We start from the raw sequence: 18,307 nt of genomic DNA on the forward strand, positions 1-18,307 counted from the left end.
GATAACACCAAAACCCGCTGATATTTCAGCGGGTTTTGGTGTATTTTAATTTAATCTGAGGTATTTAGTACTTATGTACACTACCGGAAACCGATTTATTCTTTTTAACCGTTGCCTCACCGGAATACGAAATATTTCCACCGCTACTAGCGTCCGCCGTTAATGCTTCGGATACATGAACACTGACATTAGAGCCGCTACTGGCTTCTGCTCTACATTCCTGCGCCATCAGGTTTTTAGCTCTAATATTGGCACCACTGCTACCATCCACATAGACTTCTTTCGCTTTTCCGGAAACATCAACATTGGCACCACTACTGGCATCCAATTCCAATTCCGTGGCATCTATTTCCGCTGTGAGAATAGACCCGCTACTGGACTCGATACTCAATTCATTACTCTTAATAGTATTCTGGGCCGTTAAATGTGCTCCGCTGGAACTTTCCAGACCAGTAACGTTGGGCAGTGATACGAAAACCTTTTTTGTAGCCCTACCAATATTTTCAATGGCATGAATTCTCAATTTACCATTTTTAATATCCGTTCCAATAAGGTCGATTACATTTTCGTCCGCCTCTACCGAAATGGAGAAATCACTTGCCTGCGTAACATATACCTCTATGCCTTCTGATGCGGAAACGTTCGTAAAATCGTCCGTAATATCTCTATTTTCCTCTACGACTACGCCGTTTCCTTTTTTTCCGGTACCGAAGTCCCCGAAGTTAACGTCAAAGGCACAGGATGATAGGAATAGTGCCAAAAATAATGCGATTGAAATTCTAACTAGTGTTGTCATGATTGTTGTTTTTAAGATTGATGTAAAACTCTTTATTTTTTTAATTTGATACGATTATAATGTACCCAGTTGTTGAAATAGAGCTATGAACCGTCACTTTACTGGTCGTCGTCCTTAGCTTTTATCTTTACGCCATTTTCGTCTAACTTCATTTTAAAGGACTCCCCGTTATCTTGCACATCTATATCTATTCCGTCTTCGTTGATAATGATTTTACCCATTTCTCCGTCTTCGTTGATGTTAATATCTATTCCGTTCTCGTTAATACGAATGCGATTATTTCCATCGCCATCCTCATAGTCCAGATTATCTGGGCAATCCAAACATTCCAATTCTCCAGCGTCCGTCATTTTCCACGCATAATCTTCTATGTCGTTCGTATCCCTGTCGGTATCGGCATGGAGCATCCAGCTACGAGAAGTACCACTGTCATAGGTAAGTATTGTTCCAACGGGTATGTAAAGACTGGCTCGTACCTCCTGATCATTGAATTTGCTATCACCGGAGGTGGCGAGAAAATCATTAAATTCGATGGTATTCCCTTCCACTTGGTAGCTGTAATTTATTTTTTCCGCTATTTCCTTCGCCCTAGCAAAAGAAGGACCGTTAGCTTCCTTACGGATTTCCATTCGTAACAGGGAATCCTTGGACTTTTTCAGTCGTAATCTTACATCTCTGGAAACTAAAATTTTGTTCCCGTCATCATCGTGTGTAACGATCATATTGCCCATATGCATTTGATTGTCCCTGTCGTAATCATAAGTTACCAGGTTAATGTTCAAGGTATCGGACGGGTTTTCTATATAGATTTCACTTTCTGAAGTAGTACTGCCAGAGTAGGCATGACTGGCCGCTTCACGAATGCCGAATACTACTAGAAGAATGATGGAAAGTAACCATAATCCCAATAAACTGAACTTGGCTATGTTGCCAATAGACTTTAAGTTGGTCACTAAAATCTTTAATCCCAAATAAAGTAGGAAAAAGAACGGAATGCCAATAGCGAAGAAAGCCAGTAGAGACACCAACCAAATAGGTAGGTTACTAGAATTTACCACATTGTAAAAGTCTATTCCGGGAACATGTACCATATCCATGACACCCACGAAAAGTAGTCCTATAAATAGACCAATTAGTGTAGAAGCTCCTATGATGATCAGTAGAATTCCAATGAACTTTCCAAAAATTTTGAAAAGGAACATGATGATATCCCCAAGCGTATCGAAAAATGTTTTGCCCCCTTTTTTGACGGTGTCGCCTACTTTATCGTAGTCCACACTTTTTACACGATCCGCAACGTCCTCAAAACCCTCTTTAACTTTACGCTCAATATTACTGATGTTTACCGCCTCGCCGCGCATATCCAATTTCTGTGCAGTAGTGCTGGCTTCAGGAATCAATATCCAAAGTAAACCATAAAGAAGTATAAATCCGCCACCCGAGCCAATGGTCAAAAAGACCCATAGGATTCTTACCCATAGCGGGTCAATACCTAAATAGTGTGCCAGACCGGAAGATACGCCGGCCACATATTTGTGCTCCGTGTCTCGATACAATTTTTTTACACGGGTCTGTTGTGTAGAAGTTTTGGACCTAGGTTCATCTTCAAAGATATCCTCATCCACCATATAATCTTCTGGTTGGCCCATAATGGCAATGACTTCGTCTACTTCTTTTTGTGTAATTACTTGCCTTTCGTTCTCTAATTTCTCATAGAAAAGTTCGGCAATACGAGCTTCGATATCCGCTAAGATTTCATCGCTTCCCGGTGTATTGGCAAAGGACCGTTTTACGGTTTCCAAATACCTTCGCATTTTGTTGTACGCATCTTCGTCCATATGAAAGAGCGTGTTCGCTAGATTAATATTTATCGTCTTGTTCATCGTTAGCTGTTTTTTGAGTTGGTTACCAGGTTAGTGGCTTTACGTAATTCGTCCCAGGTGGTATCCAATTCCTTAAGGAAAAGTTTACCGGTCTCTGTAAGTGTATAATATTTTCTTGGTGGTCCGGAGGTAGACTCTTCCCAACGATAGTTTAGAAGACCTGCATTCTTTAGTCGTGTTAAGAGAGGATAAATGGTTCCCTCTACCACCAGCATTTTGGCGTCTTTTAGCGTTGATAGGATTTCGGAAGCATATTTGTCTTCTCCGTTTAGGATGGACAGTATGCAATACTCCAAAACTCCTTTCCGCATTTGCGCCTTTGTATTTTCTACATTCATAACGTCTTTTTGCTTTTTATGCAGCTTTCTTCTTTGTGGGGATTGCTCCTTGTTTTCTGTAATGGTCTGCATGGGTTAACGGTTCGTTTTTTGATTGATGAATAAACATTTGGCTCATGATTAGTGAGTTCCTGAAAAACGTTCAGGGCGTATTGATAATTTTACTCTTTTTGGTTCAGGTTGATGAATAAACTCCTTAGGTGTGATGAGTACCTAGATTTTAATTTTCTTTGTACTGATGGTCATAACTTAATTCCCTCTTTATCCTCCATTGCGCATCTTCTTTCACCCATACATGGGTAAATTTGGCAATATCTCCCTTCTGATAAATCTTATCACCGTCCAGAGATTCAAAACGATGAACCCCGTGCTGTATGGCTCCGTATAGTTCTCCGTTCTTGTAAAGTGGAAAAACTTTAAGACTGTTAGCGATCAGGATTCTTTTCGAAGGTTGCAAGTCTTTTGGGTCCCAATTGGCACAATTTTCCTTCATAGGGTTTATAAAGGCGTCCCTACCTTCTGTTAATCCTCCCTTATCGTGATAGAATTCAAAATCTTCTGTAAAAAGTTCCTCTAATAAAGGAGTGTTGCAGGTGTCAAAGGCCGCTTGGAATAACAAGCTATCTTTTTGAGCCAACTGCTGGTGTAATTCTGAATCGGTAGCCACTTGGCCCATGGCCAAACTTGTAAAGAAGGCTACGATGATATATACGAGTGCTTTTAGTAAGTTGATCATTATTTTATGAATTTTATGGTTATAGGATATTGAAAGGTTTGTCCTTCATTAGTCCTAATAGTTGCTAGAATGGTGTACACGATATTTACTACGAACAGGGCTCCTTGTACCAAACCTGATATTCCTATGGGTAAAAGCCAAGAACCGAACCTAAAATCGTCACTGTCAAAATTTAGATTAAGATTGTTGTAACCATTTAGGTGATTAAATCCAAAATGGTCAAAATCAAAAATATTAGGTAAAAAACCAACAAAGAAGGGAATACTGATAATACCTAAGATGATAGAGTAGAGGAGCATACTTATCTGAAAATTCAAAGCTTGCTTTCCGTTATAATCTACAAACTCGTACTCTTTTTTATTCGCTGTCCATAATACCAATGGAATGATGAAGTTCCCGAAGGGAATAAAGAATTTAGAAAACGTGCTCGCATGTATGAGCGATGCTAAATTACGTTCGTGTTTTGTTAATGATTCTGTCATGATTTGCTCATTACTATTGATTGATTTCTGTTACTGTGCTAAAACTAATTATATAGATAACCTAATAACTTCTTATGCAAATATATATCTAAAAGAAGGTACTATGCAACACATAGTACTAATAATTAACATAATATTAACATTTTACACTGTTGATTTAAATCAATACTTTTAGCAAAAATTAAGAACAAAATGGCGGAAAGCGTTAGTAAATTCAATACGTTCACCTTTTTTAAATTACCCTCTGCATGGTGGTCTGGCGTGCGTTTGCGTCATTTAGACGAAAAGAAGGCAATTGTTACGGTAAAGCACAAATGGTTTAATCAAAATCCGTTCAAAAGCATGTTTTGGGCGGTTCAGGGAATGGCGGCAGAGCTATCTACCGGTGCCATGATGATTGACCAGATTAGAGAAAGCGGCAAGAAAATTTCCATGCTCGTTGCCAATAACAATGCAAATTTTTCTAAAAAAGCGACAGGAAGAATAACATTTACCTGCGAGGATGGCCATCTTATTAAGGATGCTTTGGATAAAACCATTGCTACGGGAGAGGGGCAGACCATATGGATGAAATCCGTAGGTGTCAATGAAGATGGGGTGGTGGTCAGTACCTTTAACTTTGAATGGACGGTACGTCTTAAGAAATAAATTTGGTTGTAGATACAAGATGACCTTGGTAAGTTAGCGCTAGTTGCTACGTACTAACCTTACTTAAAAGAACAGCAAACTAAAAACTGAAGTTAATTGATATGAAAAAATTTTTAATTCCCCTTATGATCTTACTCTTTATGAATTGTGGTTCCGACGATTCCGTAAAAGATTTTACTGCAGCCAATGAAGAGGAAATACTGGAGTATATAAGTGCACAAGGCTTAAATGCACAAAGAAGTGATTCCGGACTGTACTATGTTATAAACGAAGCCGGTTCGGGGAGCAGCCCCACGGCAAGTTCAAATGTTACTGTCGCATATAGAGGTTACTTTACGAACGGTACGGTTTTCGATGAAAGTAATTCGGAGGGTATCTCTTTTGATCTTAGTGGTGTAATTGCGGGTTGGACGGAAGGCATCACCTATTTTAACGAAGGTGGTAGTGGTATTCTTTTGATTCCCTCTAGACTTGCTTATGGCACTAGAGGTAGAAGCGGTATACCCGGCGGTGCGGTACTTATATTCGATATTACCCTCATATCCGTAAATTAGGCCTGGAAAACTTCTTCCAAATGTGAGTACTATCGTGCGTTAATTTTTTGGCCAATAGTGCTCGTACTCCTGTTTTTTAGTAACTTTAGGGAAACTATAAATTAAATTAGCAATGGGTAAATTTGAAATTAAAACAGGAAGTTCTGGCAAAACAATGTTCAATCTTAAAGCCGGTAACGGACAAGTAATTTTAACGAGTCAATCGTATGCCAGCAAAGACGGATGCAAGAACGGAATAGAATCGGTACGCACCAACTCTCAGGACGATGCTCGTTTTGAGCGCAAGACGGCTAAGGATGGCAGCCCTTTCTTTACATTAAACTCAACCAACGGTCAAATCATCGGCAAGAGCGAAATGTATTCTTCTAAAGATGGTATGGAAAACGGTATTGCTTCAGTAAAGAAAAACGCTCCAGATGCGGAGGTAGTGGATAATTCTTAGAATAAACTTTTTATCCTAATATATGAAGGCGGTCCGTAAGGCTGCCTTTTTTATTGGCACCGCCAAAGGGTATTATAACTTGGGGCTTGCCTTGAAATGAAGTGTTCATTTCCTACGAATGCCTCGCGGGCTTTCCCTGTGGTAGTTTATTTTAAATTTTAATGATTCTTAAATTAAAATTTGTTTATGATTGTAACAATCATAGTATTAATTGCAACTAATACGTATCAACAAAAAACAATTAGATTTCGGTATACGCCGAAATGATAAAACACAACTTATGAACGCACATGAAATAGATTACGAGATTTACGGGGAAGAAATGCAATATGTAGAAATAGAGCTAGACCCTCAAGAGGCTGTAGTGGCCGAAGCAGGAAGTTTTATGATGATGGATACCGATATAAAAATGGACACCATTTTTGGAGATGGTTCCAACCAGGACAGTAGTGTCCTAGGTAAAATATTTTCCGCAGGAAAACGAATGCTCACAGGAGAAAGTCTTTTTATGACCGCCTTTTTGAACGTTGGTCAGGGAAAGAAGCAAGTTAGTTTTGCATCGCCCTATCCAGGAAAAATATTACCAATTGACCTATCCGAAAAAGGAGGAAAATTCATTTGCCAGAAAGATGCTTTTCTCTGCGCCGCAAAAGGAGTTTCCGTCGGTATAGAATTTTCCAAGAAATTAGGCAGGGGACTTTTTGGAGGTGAAGGTTTCATCATGCAAAAGCTAGAGGGCGATGGCATGGCCTTTGTACATGCGGGCGGAACCATGGCCAAAAAAGAACTAGCAGTAGGAGAAGTTCTTAAAGTTGATACCGGTTGTATTGTCGGTTTTTCGCAAACCGTAGATTACGATATTGAGTTTGTCGGCGGAATAAAAAATACGGTTTTTGGGGGCGAGGGGCTTTTCTTTGCAACCCTAAGAGGTCCTGGAACGGTATACATACAATCCTTACCCTTCAGTAGATTGGCGGGTCGTGTTTTGGCTGCTATCCCAAGGGGAGGAAAGGATAAAGGCGAAGGAAGTATATTGGGTACTTTAGGCGATGTAATCGGAGGAGATAGAGGGTTTTAAAGTTCCATTCTTTATTACCCTTTCAAGAGGAGAAAGGACTTCCAAATTAGATTTTTTGTCAGTTCGGGCCTTTGGCTTTGATCAGGACAGGCGCTGCCCAGAATGAGTTCAGGAATATAAATGCATCTCGACTCCGCTGGACTTGACGATAGTTATTTAAGTAACTTTGCGATTCAATTACTAGAAATGAACTTCAAAAACCAAATCAATTTCCTCAAAGAACTCCAGAAAAATAACAATAAGGAATGGATGGACGCCAATCGCAAATGGTATAAAGAAGTCCGTGACGATTTCATAAGTTGGTTAGATGGTATGAATACTAGACTAATGAGTATTGATGATGAATATTACGATACTCCCGGAAAGAAGGGCATAAATCGCATCAATAATAATCTCATGTTTCATCCAAATAAACCCATATATAAAGACCATTTTGGTGCCGGATTAGATAAGCGTCCCAATACAGGTGACTTCTACGTAGAAATAGGAATTGAAAGAGGTATGTTCGCTGGTGGCCTATGGAGACCGGAACCTAAACGGCTGCGAAGCATTAGAGATGCAATCGATTATGATGGGGAAACGTTGCAAGAAATCCTAAATAGAAAGTCTTTCAAAGCCATGTTCGGTGGTCTTTGGGAAGATGTAAGGCTTACCAATTCGCCTAAGGGTTTTTCCAATGACCATCCGCACATAGATTTATTGCGGAATAAAACCTTTGCAGTTGCAACCGAATTTTCCACTAAAGAAATTTTTAATTCAGATTTTGAAGACAAGGTTATTGCCACTTATAAAGAAATGCTTCCGTTTAGAAGGTATTTAAACCATGCTATTACGGTTTAGCATTACATTAAAATATCATTAATAGGCGTAATGGCATCAGGAAGTTCGGTTTCACCCAACATTTCCCGCAAGTCAATCTCAATAGTTCTGCATAAGGAGAGCATAGGGATATCGTTACCAAGTCCTTCAAAAGGATTTTCCGAGTAATCGCCCACCAATTCCATCATAATATAAACCCAACCCACCAAGATGGTAAAAGGAATGGAAAGCCATACGCCGAATTCGCCTAATTTTGCAAACTCCGAAACCATCCCCAAAGGCAGCAGGAAAATGAATATACCAACGAAAACCAAACTCATGCTACCATACTGTCTCGGTAAAGGAAATTTTTTAATCCGTTCACACTGCCCTTGAAAAGTGTAGAAATCGGCAAGAAGTTTTTGCATCTCCATATGCCTAAAATCGTCAATAAGATTCTTTTCTCTCAATAGTTTTAAATCTTGACTTTGGTGGTCTATGATTTGCGTGGCCGTGTTTTTATAATTTATAAGTCTATCATATTCTGTTGTAGGTAAGAATTCGCGAAGGTGCTTCTCGGTAATATCATCGCTGTGCAGACCGACCCCAAAATTTTCCATTCTTTTTTTAGCTGTCTTGCGTACATGTTTACCTTGATTAATATGTTCCCATTGCGTTGGAATCAATAATTGACTTCGTAAAGCATATAACCAACCAATATGTCTGTATATCAATTTTTTACGTAGTATATCAAGTTCTTTTTCATCATGATGTTCTTCACTGAATTGATTGCTGACAAATGCTTTTGTAGTGGCTCCCCATGTTCTGCTACCATTAACAATGGCTCCCCATATTTTCCGTGCCTCCCATAACCTGTCGTAGGCGCTGTTATTTTTGAAGCCTACATAAAATGCCACTGCGGTACCGATTACTGAAAGTGGTAACCATGGAATGACCAACCAATCCTTTAAGGGGGTAAATTGATAGACCAAGGCAATGAGTATGGCCCAAATGGCAATCCAAATGATATGCCCACCGCTAAATATTAGAATAGATTTTAGTCCAAAATTCTTTTTTACGTACATGATTTTAATTCAGCTGATTTGATGCGGACAGTAGTCGCGCTTTTAAATTTGGTGTATCCATATCCGCATCCAATGGAAACATGGGACGTTTTATGTTCTCATAGTCAAGACGTTCTAAATCTTGATCTACGCCGCCAGGAGTAAGGGCCATTGTCCATCCTTTACGCATTTCATAAAGTTCCGGGACAAGGTAGCCTATTTTTACTACTATAATATCCGTCTCTCTGGGATTCAGACCCAAATCAGTGAAATCCTTTTCTTTGTGATAAGGTTTTCTTTTCTTGGTAACGATAACGTTAATACTGCTTATCCGCACCACAACTTCTACTTCGGCATCACGGTCACCTTCTTTGATTGCGGTTACGGTACCTTCTAGTTGAAGCGGCGGCGCATATCTATTGTCCACAAGAGCTCCAGCCATGGCCGATACAGAACCTCCAACACCAACTTTAAGGGCTTCTTCAATCAACTCTGGCCCGGGAATAGACGCGTATATCAGAGAGGGACCTTTAGCGGACTTAAACTCCTTTCTTGCCAAAAGTTCCTTTAAAGTCCAAGTGACATCCCCAGCACCACCTGCAGTGGGATTATCGCCCATATCACTAATTATATAAGGCCCTTCTTCACTAGCTAAAGCCAATTTTAAACTTTCGTCCAAACGAGCTACCGGAGCTACAAATTCAAATTCGTTACGTACTCCCCAGTACGCTTCTGCTAAATCTTCAGCAGCATTGACCACTCGTTCTTTGTTATCACCTACCGCCATCACTACGCCATGGTTCCTAGATTCGTCCGCCCATGGATATCCCATCCAAATAGCCGCGTCAATAACACCCTCTTGTGCAACCAAAGCAGGAATTTTGCCATATAAGCTTTTTCCAGGCTCTATACGCGTACTGGTTTTCTCTCCAGGAAGTAAAATCGGAACAGGAATCCATGCTTTGAATTTTGGTTTTCCCTTGCCACTTTCTAATCGGTCCAATAGGTTGGTAATGGCGCGTTCTTTTGATTCCAACGCATCTTCATGGGGAGCCATTCTATAGCAGGTGATAAGGTCAGAATGTTCAGCTAGCGTTTCGGTCACATTACCGTGTAGGTCCATTGAGGTAGAAATCAATACCTCGGTCCCTACAACTTCTCGTATTCGTTTAATTAAATCCCCTTCTGCATCTTGTAGACCTACCACGCTCATGGCACCATGTATATCAAAGAACAGCCCGTCATAAGGTCCATTTTCCTTAAGCATATTCAATATTTTCGTCACCATGGATTCGTATGCCTCTCTCGTTACGATACCGCCTGGTAATGATTTCCCCAGTAATGTGGGTACCCATTCCGCGCGCTTTCTTACGGAAGTACCTTCAGCAAAGAATGGATAACGCCCAAAAATGGAGTCACCAATTCTAGCATGGAATGCTTCTTCATGTGTTTGGGCAGGGGAGAAGGTACTGGACTCAATACCGATACCTGCTATTGCAATACGGGGAAGTTTTTTAATTTCTTTTTTATTTTGTTCGCAGCCAAAAAACAGCCCGACACATAGTGTTGTTAGCAGAAGATATTTATTCATTTTCACTAGGTTTTTCTTAGGGCATAAGTTACAACGTTTTCATGGTTTACCCTTGCAAGAAATAACGATGATGTCATTGGGCTAGGACTATAGACATTTGAAAACTATATTTGAGAATTCACAAGGAATAGGGACAACAAAAATCCTCGAACAGTCTAAGCAAGAATTAATTCTTAAAATTATAAATGAATTGAAAAACCCAAAGATTAAAAACATAAAAAAGGAATTATTATCTGACAATTGGTATACGCTGAATAAATATACTTTCGATTATCAAAAGGAAGATGGTACTTGGGAGGAACAACATCGCGAAGCCTATGATAGGGGTAATGGTGCTGGAATTCTGTTGTACAACAAGAAGAAGGGAACGGTAATACTGACCAAACAGTTCCGTATGCCCACCTATGTCAATGGTAACGATGATGGCATGATGATAGAAGTATGTGCCGGTTTATTGGACGGCGACAATCCGGAGGATTGCATCAGAAAGGAAACCGAAGAGGAGACAGGGTATAAAATAGCCGATGTTGAAAGGGTGTTTGAAACGTACATGTCTCCAGGTTCGGTAACCGAAATCCTCTATTTGTTCGTTGGGGCTTATGAGGAAAAAATGAAGGTTGGCGACGGGGGAGGAGCTATAGACGAAACAGAAAATATAGAAGTCTTGGAATACCCTATGGCTACGGCAATTAGGATGATTGCCTCCGGTGAGATTAAAGATGCAAAGACTATTTTACTGCTACAATATGCACAGATACATAGGTTAGTTTCTAACTAATATTACGACCAATAGTACATGAAAACGTTACAGAAAGTAGCCCTAGGCGGCGGTTGTCATTGGTGTACGGAAGCGGTTTTTAAATCCTTAAAAGGAGTTAGTAAGGTAGCGCAGGGATTCGTTGCGCCTTTAGGGGAGGAAAATGAATTTTCTGAAGGGTTAATTATCCATTACGATGCAGCATGTATATCCCTGGAGGAACTTGTAACAATTCATTTACATACCCATTCCAGTACTAAGATACATGGTATGCGGCATAAATACCGTTCCGCTGTTTACGTGTTTTCATCTACTGATATCGGCACTGCAAAAGCGGCTATGAAGAAGGCTCAAAGAGGTTTCACAGAAAAAGTAATTACCCAGGTTATGGGATTTGGCGACTTTAGAGCTTCTCCGGAACAATTTCAGAACTATTACTATAAGAACACTCAGAAACCGTTTTGTGAGACCCATATAACTCCAAAAATAGGAATGCTTTTAAAGCGTTTTTCAAAAAACGTAAATGAAGAAATGCTGGAAGGTCAGTAGTTCTGGTGAAGCATTTCAAAAATCTGCTGCATCCTAATTTTCACCTCAGAGGAAGGATTTCTAAAATGATTGTTCATAAAACTGAATAGAAGCACTTTACCAGATTTTGTAAGGAGGTAGCCGCTAAGACAATAATTGTTTCCTAAACTACCGGATTTAGCGAAGATGTAGGGCTTTATACCGTTACCGTACCAGTTTTCCAAGGTTCCGGAAACACCACCAGCGGGAAAAATTCTGAAAAGTCTTTCTTGGGGTGTTTCAAGTTGAAGTTGGTGTAGCACATGTACCAAGGACTGTGGGGTAAAGAGGTTGTACCGAGAAAGCCCTGAACCATCCACCCAACGTGGTGGTTGTTTTAAATCGGCCAAGTTGTTTTCTAATATATGTGTTCTTATTATTTCACTGTTCAGCGTATCCCTTAGTTCTGATGCCGCTAGTACTAGCAATTGCTCAGCGATAAAATTATCACTCTCGTGCATGAGTTTTACATAAAGGGAATCTGCATGAATACCTTCCAGAGTTCTCGCGTTGCCTTTTGGCATTTTAGAGACAAGACGTATTGGCTTACCCAAACTACTTTCTAATACGTTTTTGGTTGTTCTACTACCAGTCTTAAAGGGCACTTCTAAAGTATCGGTACGGGCAGGATTAAAATAGAATTTGTTTTTATCTTGCTGACGGTTAAAGTTATAATCTTCATAGAAAACGCTATCCTTAAAATATGTTGGCGAAACATGCTTCTGCGGCGTACTGGTTATTAGGGTAACATTACCGTGAATAGGGAAAGCACTGCGTTCCGGAGAATAGTACCAGTGAAAATCATCCCAAGACCAACCTGGCCCTAAAGGTGTATCCAGAAAATTATCCGCAAAAAAGGCCAAGTTTTTATGCTCTTTTAGAAACTTATAGGCCGTTGAATCGCTTAAAAAGGGGTGTAAGAAGCTAGGGTCTCCAGTACCCTCAAAGTAAAGTGTGTCATTTTGATGTAAATAGCGCAAAGCAGGTATTTTTTCCGGGAGGATTTTTAGGGCTGTGTATAAAGTAAAAATCTTAGTATTACTTGCGGGAGTAAAGTATCTGTTACTGTTCAGATTGTAGATTGTATCTCTAGTACTTGGGTCCACAACCAAAAATCCGGTAAATTGATTTTCAAAAAATCTGGAGTGAAGTACTGTTTCAATCTCTTTCTTAGTTTGCTTTTTTAACGAAGCACAGCCAAAAAGGAGCAAGAACGTACACAAATAAATCGATACTTTTTTTATCATATAGTCTATTGTATGGGCACTTAGATAACTATTCATTCGGTTGAGAATTCCTAGAAGTTTAAAAGTAATGAAATTAGCGTTTCTTCCTTTGTCATAGTTTAACATATTGCCATTCAGTTTTAACTTTTTAGGGGCAATAATATACCTTCTTTTCTGTTTAAATTTACACAACACCTAATCAATAAAACTACATACTATATGACTAGAACTATGCTAGAGTATAGCAAGACAGTACTGAAAAAGGTTAGTTTCGACGTAAAATTATTTTGCAAAGAACTAAAGAAAGCAGTAGACCTGTTACTACCTGAAGAGGTAGTGGAACTCAAAATCTGGTTAGAACGTTTTATTACGGATAAGCCAGAGCTCCAACAAAGTTTAATCTATCTAAAATAATGAAGAGCCACTGAAAAGTGGCTTTTTTTTTGTTTAGAAAGCAACCCTTTGAATATATGATATCTAACTAAAAAGGATAGTCGTTATGAAAAGACTGCTCGCATTAGTATTGGTGGTGTCATTGTCTTCGTGTTTTAAGGAATCTAGCGGTATAGAAACTCCAGTAAGAGCGAGTGCCATCGTTGGTACTTGGCAGATTATTTCTAACAGCTATAGTATAGGAGGTCCTCAAATAAATGAAGAAATAGAGGATGGAGGCTTTTATAGCTTTGATTTGAACGGTTCTTTTTCTTATAACGATACCCAGAATCCTTCGCTCAATTACTCCGGTAATTTTGAAATAGAAGAGGAATTGATTGTGCTCTTCTACACCAAATCTGATGAATCCTTCACTTGGAAGTGGAGACCTGATTTTAAAGGAGATATATTGATTGTCTACCAAGGTGGTCCTACAATTTGTATAGAAGGTTGTTCCTTTACTTTGAAACGAAAGGATTGATCGCTACTACTTGTTCAAAGGACTTATAATTTTTACATCTTGAAATTTAATCGCCCCTCGGATCACTCCGGATATGACGTCACGTAAGGCCTCCGTTATCTGAATCTTTAATTCGCTTTTATGGTAGATAAGGCTTACTTCCCGTGCGGGTGAAGGTTCCTTGAAAAACTTAAGATTTTCCTTTTTAGTGGTATCGAGTTCTAAGGTATTTAGAAAGGGTAATAAGGTCATTCCCAAGCCTTCATTAGAAAGATTGATTAGAGTTTCAAAACTGCCACTTTGCAATTGAAAATGCTCTTCTCCAGATTTTTTTGGGGTCTTACAGAGATTAAGCACCCCTTCCCTAAAACAATGCCCATCCTGCAATAACAGGATATCCGAAACATTTAAATCGTCTGGGGTAATTTCTTTTAATGCCCTAAGTCTATGGTCTTTTGGAACATAACCCACAAATGGTTCGTAATAAAGGGGTCTTTCCTTTATAAATTCAATTTCAAGAGGTGTAGCAGCAATGGCAGCGTCTAGATGGCCATCTTGAATATTCCTGATTAGATTCTCCGTGCTCTGCTCCTTGATAATGAGGTTTACCTTCGGGTATTTATTTATGAAGGTTTTCAAGAACATGGGTAACAGTGTAGGCATTATGGTAGGGATAATACCCAAGGTGAAATCTCCGCCAATAAACCCTTTTTCTTGGTCCACCACATCTTTGATACGATCCGCTTCGTTTACGATATTCTTGGCCTGTGCAACGATTTTTTTGCCTACTTCCGTAACGGATATAGGTTTTTTGCTTCTGTCAAAAATCTGTATATCAAGCTCGTCCTCAAGCTTTTGAACCTGCATACTTAAAGTAGGTTGCGTCACGAAACACTTTTCCGCCGCCAGGGTAAAATTTTTATACTCGGCAACTGCTAGCACATATTGTAATTGTGTAATGGTCATGTCAATAATTTAGTACTATAAAGTTATAAAAACTATCAATAAAACTTATGACAATCGTCATGTTTATTTTTTAAATTTATAGTTAATTATGCAGGCAGTATAATGTTACATAGAAAATTATAGAAATTATGAAATTAAATAGTATTGGTTTAGATGCAGAAAAGTCCAAAGTTATTGGGGCAGACCTTAATATTCTTTTGGCCAATTTCCAACGTTATTATCAGAGTTTAAGAGGTATACATTGGAACATCAAAGGAAAACGATTTTTTGATTTGCATGTAAAGTTCGAGGAACTTTATGATGATGCTAATCTGAAGGTTGATTTAATTGCGGAACGTATTCTAACCTTAGGAGTTGTTCCTTTACACACCTTTGAGGATTACATGGAGCAAGCCACGGTACCTGCGGGTAAAAATATTACTAAAGACGAAGAAGCCATTCGTTTAATCGTGGATTCCTTAAAAGAACTATTGTTAATAGAACGAAAGCTTTTGGAGGCATCAGCAGATGCCAATGACGAAGGAACGAATAGCATGATGAGCGATTTTATAACCGAACAGGAGAAAACGGTCTGGATGATGAAAGCTTGGCTAACAGAAGAGATTTAAAGAAAAAGGCTTCCATTTTTGGAAGCCTTTTTTGTTCTTGATTGATGAATGTTATAGAAATCTACTTTCTATGAGAGAGTAGAGGACCTAAAACCGTATTCTAAAATCAAGGTCATTGTCGACTACCTCAAACTTTGCGCTATTAAAACTTGGAGGACCAAAGACCAATTCTCCCGTCGTAGCATAACTCTCTTTGGGCATTCCGTTAGCTTCAAAATCCATACGGTTATTCCCATTACCATCGTGCAAAATCATTATGGCAAAGGTGCCGGGTTCAACATTTGTAAAGGTCAAGGTTACTTCCCCTTTTTCGGCATCTACCACCTCGGTAGCAATGCCGGCTCCTTTCATAAAGGTACCCTCTGTATGCAGGGCCCCTATAATCTTACCTTCATTTGAAAGAACATTCTCGATAGTTACGGTAAGGGTCACACCTTCCTTTTCCTGTGCGTTGCTCAAAAAGCTGGTCAATACTAATCCTAAAATAAGTGCTGCAATTCTCATAATATATAAAGTTTTAATTGTTATTGAATGACTCAAAATTCCAAAGAAAGCACGCATTCCGAAAAATGGAAGTACCCAGTTGTTGATTTTTGTGTGTGAATTGTCATTGAAAAACAGCGATACATTTCAGTCTTAAAAATCTACATTTCGGTCAGACGTTTTGGTTTAGGTCTGTATAAACATTCAATTTTGCCCCGTAATCATCACTCAAAAACCATGAAGGCAATTTTAACAACACTAGTTTTTCTAATCACATTAAATAGCGCTGCTCAAACCATTATTTCGGGTACAGTTGTGGATAGCAAAGGTAATTCCATAACGGGTGCGAACGTTTACTTAGACGGAACGTATGATGGGGCATCTACGAATGCAGATGGAAAATTCAGCTTTGAAACCTCCGCTTCCGGAACACAAAACCTTATTGTATCCATGATTTCCTATGAAACTTATATGCAAGCAGGTGACGTATCCTACTTAAAAGACTTATCTATTGTATTGCGGGAGGCCATTAACCAATTAAACGGAGTTACCTTAACAGCGGGGAGCTTTCAAGCTGGGGACAACTCCAAAGTATCGGTACTAAAACCTTTGGATATTGTAACCACAGCAGGAGCTGCAGGAGATTTTATAGGAGCGCTACAAACATTACCGGGTACTTCAAATGTGAGCGAGGACGGTCGCCTCTTTGTACGTGGAGGCCAAGCAGGGGAGACACAAGTTTTTATAGATGGGTTACGGGTATTTCAACCTTTTAACGCAACCGCCAATAATGTACCTACTAGAGGGCGTTTTTCACCATTTCTTTTTAAAGGAATCACATTTAGCACCGGAGGGTATTCTGCCGAATACGGTCAGGCACTATCTAGCGTGCTTCTATTGAACACCACCGATGAACCGGACCAAGAAAAAACGGACATATCGGTTCTCTCCGTTGGCGGAGGTCTTGGGCGAACTATGATTTGGGACAACAAATCGCTCAGCGTTAACGCCCAGTATATAAATCTGGCACCGTACCAATGGATCGTGCCTAATGAGCAAGGTGCCCGTTGGAACAAACCTTACCAATCTTTTTCTGGCGAAACGGTGTATAGAAGTAAAACGGATAAAGGAATTTTTAAATTTTATACAGGATTTAATCAGGCGAACCTAGATGTAGACCAAGAGGATATCAATTTTGAGGACTTTGTCAACTTTCGTTTAAAAAATAGCAACCTGTACGCCAATACCACTTACAAGCATTTTTTTGATAAGGAATGGACCGTAACTACGGGAGCAAGTATTTCTTATGATAGAAACGATATTGGTTTTGAAGCCAACGATATTTTAACGAGCGAGACCGCCGGACATTTAAAACTGAAGGTAAAGAAGACCTTTAATAGTAAACTTCAATTGAATATGGGAGTGGAACATTTTATTACCGATTACAAAGACGATTTCACAACCCCGGACAATTTTATTTTAGCATCGGGATTTAATGATAATTTAAGTGCCGGATTTGCCGAGGCCGATATTTTCTTTAGTAACAAGTTTGCAATGAAACTAGGGCTTAGGGGAGAGCACTCCAGTTTTTTAGATGATACTAATATTGCACCTCGTGTATCATTGGCTTATAAGAGTAGCGAAAAGGGACAGTTTTCTCTGGCTTACGGAGATTTTTATCAAAACCCTTTGACAGAATCCCTGAAATTTGACCAAAGTCTAGACTTTGAAAAGACAGCACACTATATTTTAAATTATCAGTATCTATCCGACGGAAAAACTTTTAGGGCAGAGGCGTATTATAAGGATTATGACGGACTGGTAAAATTTGACACCCAATTTCCGCAGTTCAACTCAGAATTCAACAATCTCGGTAATGGCTATGCCACGGGTATCGATATCTTTTGGAGAGATAATAAGAGTATTAAAAACCTGGACTATTGGGCCTCCTATTCCTATTTGGATACCGAACGGGATTTCCGAAACTTTCCGGAGAGGGCAACACCCAATTTTGCCCCCGCACATAGTCTTTCCTTAGTGACAAAGTACTGGGTGGGAGACTGGCGTTCCCAAATAGGCCTTTCCTACAATCATGGTTCAGGAAGGCCATATGACAATCCGAATACGCCAGAATTTTTAGCCGAAAAGTCTAAATCTTTCAATAGCTTGAACATGAACTGGGCTTACCTGATTTCGCAACAAAAAATATTGTTTTTCTCGGTCAGTAACATTACCGGATTCAAAAATGTAAATGGGTATCAATATGCAGATACACCAAATATGAACGGTATTTTTGAGCGCCGTGCCATACGACCTACAGCAGATGCTTTCTTTGTAATCGGTTTCTTTTGGACCATAAGTGATGATAAAACGAGCAATCAGTTAGATAATCTTTGAT

Annotated in this window: 21 protein-coding genes; 11 read left to right on the forward strand and 10 right to left on the reverse strand. The window is 39.4% G+C overall.

Annotated elements, in window-relative coordinates:
• Positions 1–64: 64 nt before the first annotated feature.
• The 5 genes from EJ994_RS02680 to EJ994_RS02700 all read right to left on the reverse strand — a co-directional run bounded on the left by EJ994_RS02680 (position 65) and on the right by EJ994_RS02700 (position 4,235).
• Complete coding sequence (locus tag EJ994_RS02680; RefSeq protein WP_126591081.1) at positions 65–796, reverse strand: head GIN domain-containing protein; 732 nt, start codon at positions 794–796, stop codon at positions 65–67.
• A 98-nt stretch (positions 797–894) separates the two neighbouring features.
• Complete coding sequence (locus tag EJ994_RS02685) at positions 895–2,679, reverse strand: PspC domain-containing protein (protein ID WP_126591082.1); 1,785 nt, start codon at positions 2,677–2,679, stop codon at positions 895–897.
• A gap of 2 nt (positions 2,680–2,681) precedes the next feature.
• Positions 2,682–3,017, reverse strand: a complete 336-nt coding sequence (locus EJ994_RS02690) for a PadR family transcriptional regulator (protein ID WP_099573348.1) — start codon at positions 3,015–3,017, stop codon at positions 2,682–2,684.
• Between the two features lie 220 nt (positions 3,018–3,237).
• Positions 3,238–3,753 carry a nuclear transport factor 2 family protein gene (locus EJ994_RS02695; RefSeq protein ID WP_126591083.1) on the reverse strand — a complete coding sequence of 172 codons (516 nt, stop codon included), beginning with the start codon at positions 3,751–3,753 and terminating at the stop codon, positions 3,238–3,240.
• A complete protein-coding gene (locus EJ994_RS02700; RefSeq protein WP_126591084.1) occupies positions 3,753–4,235 on the reverse strand; it encodes a DUF4870 domain-containing protein in 483 nt (160 codons plus the stop codon). Before EJ994_RS02700 ends, EJ994_RS02695 begins: the two co-directional genes overlap by 1 nt.
• 192 nt (positions 4,236–4,427) lie before the next feature.
• Here EJ994_RS02700 and EJ994_RS02705 point away from each other — a divergent pair, with 192 nt between their 5' ends.
• From EJ994_RS02705 to EJ994_RS02725, 5 genes are all read left to right on the forward strand, one after another.
• Entirely contained in the window at positions 4,428–4,883 is a 456-nt protein-coding gene (locus EJ994_RS02705) for a DUF4442 domain-containing protein (protein ID WP_099573282.1), read from the forward strand.
• A gap of 101 nt (positions 4,884–4,984) precedes the next feature.
• Positions 4,985–5,437, forward strand: coding sequence for an FKBP-type peptidyl-prolyl cis-trans isomerase (locus tag EJ994_RS02710; RefSeq protein WP_126591085.1), 453 nt, complete (start codon positions 4,985–4,987; stop codon positions 5,435–5,437).
• Positions 5,438–5,549: 112 nt separating this feature from the next.
• Entirely contained in the window at positions 5,550–5,879 is a 330-nt protein-coding gene (locus EJ994_RS02715) for a YegP family protein (protein ID WP_099573280.1), read from the forward strand.
• 280 nt (positions 5,880–6,159) lie between these two features.
• Entirely contained in the window at positions 6,160–6,957 is a 798-nt protein-coding gene (locus tag EJ994_RS02720) for a TIGR00266 family protein (RefSeq protein ID WP_126591086.1), read from the forward strand.
• A 186-nt stretch (positions 6,958–7,143) separates the two neighbouring features.
• Entirely contained in the window at positions 7,144–7,797 is a 654-nt protein-coding gene (locus EJ994_RS02725) for a DUF2461 domain-containing protein (RefSeq protein WP_126591087.1), read from the forward strand.
• A 2-nt stretch (positions 7,798–7,799) separates the two neighbouring features.
• On the opposite strand, the gene EJ994_RS02730 is transcribed toward EJ994_RS02725, so the two are convergent.
• Positions 7,800–8,840 (reverse strand): bestrophin family protein, encoded by a 1,041-nt coding sequence (locus EJ994_RS02730; protein ID WP_126591088.1) that lies wholly within the window; start codon positions 8,838–8,840, stop codon positions 7,800–7,802.
• Between the two features lie 4 nt (positions 8,841–8,844).
• On the reverse strand, positions 8,845–10,410 hold the full coding sequence (locus tag EJ994_RS02735; RefSeq protein WP_126591089.1) for a M81 family metallopeptidase: 1,566 nt from the start codon (positions 10,408–10,410) through the stop codon (positions 8,845–8,847).
• Positions 10,411–10,600: 190 nt separating this feature from the next.
• On the opposite strand from EJ994_RS02735, the gene nudK reads away from it, so the two are divergent.
• On the forward strand, positions 10,601–11,188 hold the full coding sequence (gene nudK, locus EJ994_RS02740; protein WP_126593635.1) for a GDP-mannose pyrophosphatase NudK: 588 nt from the start codon (positions 10,601–10,603) through the stop codon (positions 11,186–11,188).
• An 18-nt stretch (positions 11,189–11,206) separates the two neighbouring features.
• Entirely contained in the window at positions 11,207–11,716 is a 510-nt protein-coding gene (locus tag EJ994_RS02745; RefSeq protein ID WP_126591090.1) for a peptide-methionine (S)-S-oxide reductase, read from the forward strand.
• Here EJ994_RS02745 and EJ994_RS02750 read toward each other — a convergent pair.
• Complete coding sequence (locus tag EJ994_RS02750) at positions 11,710–13,086, reverse strand: D-alanyl-D-alanine carboxypeptidase/D-alanyl-D-alanine-endopeptidase (protein ID WP_241240834.1); 1,377 nt, start codon at positions 13,084–13,086, stop codon at positions 11,710–11,712. The genes EJ994_RS02745 and EJ994_RS02750 overlap by 7 nt on opposite strands.
• A 93-nt stretch (positions 13,087–13,179) precedes the next feature.
• Between EJ994_RS02750 and EJ994_RS02755 the strand changes: the two genes are divergently transcribed.
• Together EJ994_RS02755 and EJ994_RS02760 are read left to right on the forward strand one after the other, a co-directional pair.
• Positions 13,180–13,374 carry a hypothetical protein gene (locus EJ994_RS02755; protein ID WP_099573648.1) on the forward strand — a complete coding sequence of 65 codons (195 nt, stop codon included), beginning with the start codon at positions 13,180–13,182 and terminating at the stop codon, positions 13,372–13,374.
• An 85-nt stretch (positions 13,375–13,459) separates the two neighbouring features.
• The gene (locus EJ994_RS02760) at positions 13,460–13,873 is read left to right on the forward strand and encodes a hypothetical protein (RefSeq protein WP_126591091.1); all 414 of its coding nucleotides are present in this window, start codon (positions 13,460–13,462) and stop codon (positions 13,871–13,873) included.
• 6 nt (positions 13,874–13,879) lie between these two features.
• Here the strand turns inward: EJ994_RS02760 and EJ994_RS02765 are convergent, their stop codons facing one another.
• Positions 13,880–14,818, reverse strand: a complete 939-nt coding sequence (locus EJ994_RS02765; RefSeq protein ID WP_126591092.1) for a LysR substrate-binding domain-containing protein — start codon at positions 14,816–14,818, stop codon at positions 13,880–13,882.
• A gap of 128 nt (positions 14,819–14,946) precedes the next feature.
• Here EJ994_RS02765 and EJ994_RS02770 point away from each other — a divergent pair, with 128 nt between their 5' ends.
• Entirely contained in the window at positions 14,947–15,426 is a 480-nt protein-coding gene (locus tag EJ994_RS02770) for a Dps family protein (protein ID WP_126591093.1), read from the forward strand.
• An 87-nt stretch (positions 15,427–15,513) separates the two neighbouring features.
• Here the strand turns inward: EJ994_RS02770 and EJ994_RS02775 are convergent, their stop codons facing one another.
• A complete protein-coding gene (locus EJ994_RS02775) occupies positions 15,514–15,930 on the reverse strand; it encodes a DUF2141 domain-containing protein (protein WP_126591094.1) in 417 nt (138 codons plus the stop codon).
• A 216-nt stretch (positions 15,931–16,146) separates the two neighbouring features.
• On the opposite strand from EJ994_RS02775, the gene EJ994_RS02780 reads away from it, so the two are divergent.
• Positions 16,147–18,306 carry a TonB-dependent receptor gene (locus EJ994_RS02780; protein WP_126591095.1) on the forward strand — a complete coding sequence of 720 codons (2,160 nt, stop codon included), beginning with the start codon at positions 16,147–16,149 and terminating at the stop codon, positions 18,304–18,306.
• Position 18,307 lies beyond the last annotated feature (1 nt).

The organism is Maribacter sp. MJ134 (assembly GCF_003970695.1).
In the GTDB taxonomy this organism is placed as follows: domain Bacteria; phylum Bacteroidota; class Bacteroidia; order Flavobacteriales; family Flavobacteriaceae; genus Maribacter.